Source organism: Wohlfahrtiimonas larvae (genome assembly GCF_002006755.1).
GTDB classification, from domain to species: Bacteria; Pseudomonadota; Gammaproteobacteria; order Cardiobacteriales; family Wohlfahrtiimonadaceae; genus Wohlfahrtiimonas; species Wohlfahrtiimonas larvae.
This window is the reverse complement of the sequence record NZ_MVDO01000075.1, coordinates 1-6,914: the sequence shown is the minus strand read 5'-3', so window position 1 is coordinate 6,914 and position 6,914 is coordinate 1. Positions and strand designations below refer to the sequence as shown.

Below are 6,914 nucleotides of genomic sequence, written 5' to 3'. Positions count from 1 at the left end.
ATCTTGTTCAGGCGTTGGTAATATTGCTGCTGAATCTTCCTCTAATAGATTGAATGTGGGGGATACTTGTTCAGTTGCTATTTCAGGTTCTGAATTGGTTTCAAATTCAAAAGGTTCCCATGTTGGCATCACCACTATTTCAATTTTAGATGGTTCAGTTGGTTCCGCAAGATATTCGAAATTAGGTTCAGGCTTTTGAGGTTCGAAAGTTTCAATGATTTCTGTTACTTCTGGTAGCTCAAAAGCAATTTCAATGGGCTCAGCAATGATATTAACAGTTGGGAAGTCTTCCGTAGTTTCAGCTGCTGCAGGTAAAGAAGGTTCTTCTGATAATTCAGGGGTGTGATATTTTTCAAGCTCCTCCAAAAACGCATTAAAGTCTTGATCATCTTCGTGTGGCGTTATCACGGAAGATGTGGGTGCAGATACTTTATTTTTCGTAAAATTATCAGATTGTGCGAAGATTGACTGATTTGTGGTTGGATTAGCTACAGCAAATTCAGCATGATTTGAATCTGGCATGTTTGTGATGGCAGGCTCTCCTTGAGTTGAGAACATTGAGGCAGGCATCTCAACTGTAGATTGTTCATCATTTGCCCAATCAGATAAATTTTTAATGCGAACAGTTTCTCCATCATTTTCCTGAGTATGAGCAGCTGTTTTGATTGTGGGGCGCTTGAAAATAGAAGGTAGCTTAGGCTGGCCATTTTCATCTATCTGTGGTTCAAATTTAGGTGTTATTGTTGAATCAATATTTTTTTTGTCATTATGTGCACTTAAATGTGTTGAATGCGTAAAATCTGGTTCAATTTTATCAGAACTAGTTGTATCAAAACTAAAGGAAGGTTCCATTTTTGGGGTTTTTAATTGTAATTCTGATTGTTCATCTTCCAAAATATTTTCTTTATTATGAGTTGCTTCTTTTGCTTTTCTAAATTTTGAAAAGAAATGGCCTTTAGGTTCTTTCGATATTTCATCTGACGGAGTTTCTTTTTCAACAGCTGAGGTGGAATCTTTGGTCATCAAATGTTCAATATTAGCAAGATCACTATTATCGCTAGCTTGATCAGATGATTTAAATAGCCCAATGATTAGTTGAAAACAATTAATCATAATAGCTCCGATGGTTTCTACCCAAATCAATGGGCCGCAACCTGTTGCCATAATCGAGGTAATAAAGAGTAAAAAGAATAAAATGATTTTGCTTAATATAACGGCAATTGAGCTTTCAGGAAATAGGTTTTGCACCCAGCCAATCGAATGATTCAATAACATTCCTGTCAGTTGCCCGACAGCTCCACCATGAGACATCAAATCATCATTTGGGTTATAAACATTAAGTAAAGATGCAACGGATAAAAGTACTAGGGCAACACCTACAATTCTAATAATAATAGTTTCTATATCTAGGTGTTTATAGCCTGATTGACAAATGAGTCGATAAGCATATGCGATCAGAAGAGCAGGGATTAGCCAAGCAGCTCCACCTATGGTTGTAAATAAAATATCAGAAAAATATGCACCACGTACGCCTAGCCAATTATATACCTGTGTCGTTGCGATGGTTTTGCTCCATGCCGAATCTTCAGGGTGATAAGTTAGTAAACTAATGATCATAAGCAACGCAATAGCAACAACGCCGCCAAAAAGGATATTACAAATGATCTTATTGGCTTTTTTTGTTGGTTGAGTTGTGATTTCAAGAGGCTGACGTCGAATGGCCTGTTTCAATGTTATGTACCCAATAAATGAATGTAAATCGAGCCAGCAGTTTATCATAGATTCATCTAAATCTAAAAAGCCCCAGCATGGCTGGGGCTCTGAGTTTTAGAAGTATGTCATCGATTCTTCTTGAATTTCTTCTGCTTTTTCTTTTTTCGGTGGTAATAAATCTTCACGTTTTATACCTAAGATTAAAGCACTTGCTGATGCAATGAATATAGAGGAGTATGTGCCTACTATAATACCAATCAGCATAATGAAAGAGAATGAGTGAATTGCTTCGCCACCAAATAGATACAGTGCTAATACTGCGAGCAATGTTGTCACTGATGTCATTATCGTACGAGATAATGTTTGGTTAATAGCTTGGTCAATGATCTCTTTAGGGGTTCCGCTTCTAGCAGCACGGAAGTTTTCACGAATACGATCTAATACAACGACAGTATCATTGACTGAATAACCAATAACAGCGAGTACAGCAGCTAATGATGTCAAATCGAATTGTAATTGCCCATAGTGACCTAAAATAGCAAATACTGCCAGAACAAAAGCAGCGTCATGCACTGTCGATAAAATTGTACTGGTTGCTAATTTCCATTCAAAGCGAATCCAGATATAGGCAAGGATCATTAGGATTGCTATAACAGAAGCCATAATACCGCTTGTGACTAACTCATCACCTACTTTAGATCCAATAAAGTCAATACGTTTAATGGTGACATCTTGATCTACAATTTCTAATGCGCCCAAAACAGAAGTAGAGATAGAAGATTCATTCATACCTTCAATGATGGGAAGAGTGATTAAAACATCACGGCTTGATCCAAAATGTTGAACTTCAGCATTTTCTAAGCCGACTTGAAGTAGTGCATTGCGAATATCATCTGTTTCAATACTATTTTTGTAAACAGCTTCAACTTCTGTACCACCTGTGAAGTCTAAGCCATATTTAAAGCCAAATATGCCAACAGAGCCGATCGCAACTACAATCACTAAAATACAGAATACTAACCAAGCTTTTGCATATTTCATGAAGTCATAAGTTGTTTCACCGCTAAAGATATGGAACAGCTCTTTGCCACCAACGGGTAATGATTTAATTCTACGGCCACCCCAAATGGCATTGACAATTGCTCGGTTCATTAATACTGCTGTGAACATTGATGTGATAATACCGATCGATAATGTTACAGCAAAACCTTTGATTGCACCTGAGCCAATCAAGAATAAAACCACTGCTGCAAATAAACTTGTTAAGTTCGCATCCATAATGGTTGCAAATGCTTTACCGAAACCATCGTTGATTGCATTTTGTGGGCTGACGCCTTTACGTAGAACTTCTCGAATCCTTTCATTGATCAATACGTTAGCATCTACACTCATACCAAGGGAGAGCACAATACCTGCGATACCTGGTAATGTTAAAGTTGCTTGTAATAATGATAAACATGCAATGATTAAAATTAAGTTCGCAACTAATGCAACATTAGCAATTAAACCAAACATGCTATAACGGATAAGCATAAAGACCATAACAGCAGCTAAACCATAGAAGCCGGCAGTCATACCTTTATCAATGTTATCTTTACCTGCGCTAGGGCCAATGGTACGTTCTTCAATGATTTGAATCGGAGCAGCTAATGCACCTGAACGCAATGTGATTGCTAATTTATTGGCTTCTTCTAAAGAATCTAAACCTGTAATGACGAAGTTTTTGAATAATTGTTGTTGGATCGTTGCAGCATTAGCAACCTCTTCTACAACATAATTACGCTTAACTTCTTCGCCGTTAACCATTTTGGTTTCAACTTTATGCTCGATGAAAACAGTTGCCATTGGCTTACCAACATTGGCTTTCGTTACCACTGAGAATTTGTCCGCACCTTGGGAATCTAATGTAATGGACACCAAAGGGCGACGATTTTCAGGATCAATTTGTGCTGTTGCATTAACAATGGATTCACCAGTTAACATAACTTGGCGTTTTAATAAAATAGGTACGCCAGTATCACGCCAATGGTAAAGTTTTGTACCTAATGGTGCATTTTTGGAACCGTTGGCAACTTGAGGTGCTTCTAATGCTGAGTTTTCATATACGATGTGAAACTCAAGCGTTGCAGTTGTACCTAAAATTTCTTTCGCTTGTGTTGTATCTTGAACACCAGGTAATTGTACTACGATACGGTCAGCACCTTGTTGTTGAATAATTGGTTCAGCAACACCTAATTCATTTACACGATTGCGTAATGTGACAATATTTTGTGCCACAACATTACGTTTACGTTCAGTTAATTCAGCATCTGATAGCTTTGCAATTAATTTATTGCCATCTACTGACCAATTCAACTGCATTAGGTTCTGTTTGTTGATTGTGACAGCATTGCGAGCATTTGCAGCTTCTACATCTGTATTGAAGACAATATCAATAGATGAATCATGTACTGTGACTGATTTATAAGTCAGTTTTTGATCACCTAAAGATGTTTTAATTTCATCAGCATAGCTTTCAGTGAGTTGGGTGATCAACGTTTTCATGTCAATTTCTAATAAGAAATGCACACCACCACGAAGGTCAAGGCCTAAATACATGGGTCTAAAGCCAAAACTTTCTAGCCATTCAGGCATGTCGGGCGCTAAGTTTAACGCTGTCATATAGCCATTGCCAAGGTCGCTAGCAATTAAGTCTTTAGCTTTGAGCTGTGTTTCAGTGTCATTAAAACGCACCAAAATTTGATCATCTGTTTTTTCAATTCTTTTATATGGAATTTCTTTCTTAGCAAGTAAAGCTTCGAGATTACTAACAAGTTTGTCATCGACTTTTGTTGTACGTGTCGCTGAAATTTGTACCGAAGGATCTTCACCATATAAGTTTGGCAGAGCAAGGAGTGTAGATATTGCCAAAACTAATATTATTAATAAGTTTTTCCAGAGCGGATAACGATTTAGCATAATTATTTCTTCGTTGATAATAAAAAGTGAAAAGGCAAGTTTTCACTTGCCAATCATTTTGTTTGATTAAATCACTGAATTAACCATTATTTTCTTTTGTTTCAGCTACTTCTGTTTTTTCAGCTGTAGTTTCAGTGATATTTTCTTCTTTCTTAGCTTTTTTATTGCCTTGTGTATTGTCTGCTGTTCCTTTATAGGTGCCTTTTGGAACCATTGAAATGATTGCTTGACGCTGTAATTTGATGACAACATTGTTTGCAATCTCAACAGAGATATAGCTTTCAGCAACTTCAGCAACTTTACCGATGATACCGGCACTCGTAATAACTTCACTGCCTTTTTTTAACTCATTCATCAAGTTTTGATGTTCTGTTTGACGCTTTTTGTTAGGGCGAATAATCATGAAATAGAAGAATAAACCCATAACCGCTAACATGATCAATGTGCTTGTCATTCCACCTTGTTGAGCAGCAGCATCTTGTGCATTAGCAACAGTAGTAGAAACAACAGCTAATGATAAAAGTAATGTTCTTAACATTGTATAACTCCAAAAATAAAAATATGTTATCTCATAATGAGATCAAATTTTCAAAATACAATTGCAATCAGTGAATTATTTTTGAATTAATTGATCAATATGTTGATGGATGTTTTCAACTGTAAAGCCAAAAACTTCAAATAATTGTTCTGCAGGTGCTGATGCGCCGAATGTATCGATACCAATCACAGCATCTGCAAATTCGTACCAGCCACGTGTTGTACCAGCTTCTACAGCCAATACAGGCAAGTTACCTAATACTGATGTTTTGTATGTGGCATCATTTGCACGGAATAATTCAACACAAGGCATAGATACAACGCGAATATCATCACGTGCTTCAGCTGCTTTCATGGCTAATTCAACTTCTGAACCTGTTGCAATGATTGTGGCTTTAGCATTTGCATTTTCTTTTAACACATAACCGCCTTTAGCAATGTTTGCTAATGCTTCAGCTGTACGTGGTTGGAAGGATAATTTCTGACGAGACAATGCCAGTAATGTTGGGTTTTTATCTGAAGTTAAGCCAGAAGCCCAAGCAGCCATTGTTTCTACTGTATCAGCAGGGCGCCATACATTTAAGTTAGGGATTAAACGTAAAGATTCAACATGTTCAACTGGTTGGTGTGTTGGGCCATCTTCGCCTAAACCGATTGAGTCATGCGTCATTACGTAAATAACTTTTTGTTCCATTAATGCACTCATGCGAATTGCATTACGAGCATAATCACTGAACACTAGGAATGTTGCACCATAAGGAATAAAACCACCATGTAATGCTAAACCATTCATGATTGCAGCCATACCAAATTCACGCACACCATAGCGAACGTAGTTGCCTTCGCCTGTTGCGATGTCTAAGTTTTTGCTTGCTTTGAAGAATGTATTGTTTGAAGGTGTTAAGTCAGCTGAACCACCAACGATTTCAGGTAAATGAGATGCTAATGCATCCAATGCATTTTTACTTGCTACACGCGTTGCAATACTTTCACCTTTTGCATTCACTTCTGTCATTGCATTAGCAATGATTTCGTTGAAGTTTTCAGGCAATGCCATATTCATACGGCGTAAGAATTCTTTTGCCAATTCTGGGTATTTTGTTTCGTATTGTGCAAATGCTGCTGCCCAGTTTTGTTCTGCTGCTAAACCTTTGGCTTTTGCATCCCAATGAGTTGCAACATCTTCAGGCGTTTCAAATGCAGGAGAAGTCCAACCCATTTTTTCTCGGATTGCAGCAATTTCAGCATCACCCAAAGGTGCACCATGAGTTGCTTCTGAGCCTTCTTTAGAAACTGAGCCTTTACCAATTTTGGTTTTACAAATGATTAAAGTTGGTTTTTCTGATTGTGTTTTAGCTTCAGCGATTGCTTTAGAAACAGCTTCAATATCATGGCCATCAATTGGGCCAATTACATTCCATTGATAAGCTTCAAAACGTTGCTTTGTATTATCTGTGAACCAACCAGATACATCACCATCGATAGAAATTGCGTTGTCATCATACAGTGCGATTAATTTATTTAATTTCAAAGTACCTGCTAAAGCACAAGCTTCGTGAGAGATACCTTCCATCATGCAGCCATCGCCCATGAATGTATATGTATAGTGATCAACAATGCTAAAATCATCTTTGTTGAATTCTGCTGCTAGCATTTTTTCTGCCAATGCAAAACCAACTGCATTTGTGATACCTTGACCCAAAGGA

Annotated in this window: 4 protein-coding genes; all 4 read right to left on the bottom strand. The window is 37.5% G+C overall.

Annotated features, from left to right (window positions below):
• On the bottom strand, positions 1 to 1,731 hold a 1,731-nt coding region (locus BZK14_RS04695), incomplete at its 3' end, for a DNA translocase FtsK (protein WP_171973640.1).
• A gap of 96 nt (positions 1,732 to 1,827) precedes the next feature.
• The gene (gene secD, locus BZK14_RS04690) at positions 1,828 to 4,671 is read right to left on the bottom strand and encodes a protein translocase subunit SecD (protein ID WP_077925411.1); all 2,844 of its coding nucleotides are present in this window, start codon (positions 4,669 to 4,671) and stop codon (positions 1,828 to 1,830) included.
• A 79-nt stretch (positions 4,672 to 4,750) separates the two neighbouring features.
• Entirely contained in the window at positions 4,751 to 5,209 is a 459-nt protein-coding gene (gene yajC / locus BZK14_RS04685; RefSeq protein WP_077925410.1) for a preprotein translocase subunit YajC, read from the bottom strand.
• Between the two features lie 75 nt (positions 5,210 to 5,284).
• On the bottom strand, positions 5,285 to 6,914 hold a 1,630-nt coding region (tkt, locus tag BZK14_RS04680; RefSeq protein ID WP_077925409.1), incomplete at its 5' end, for a transketolase.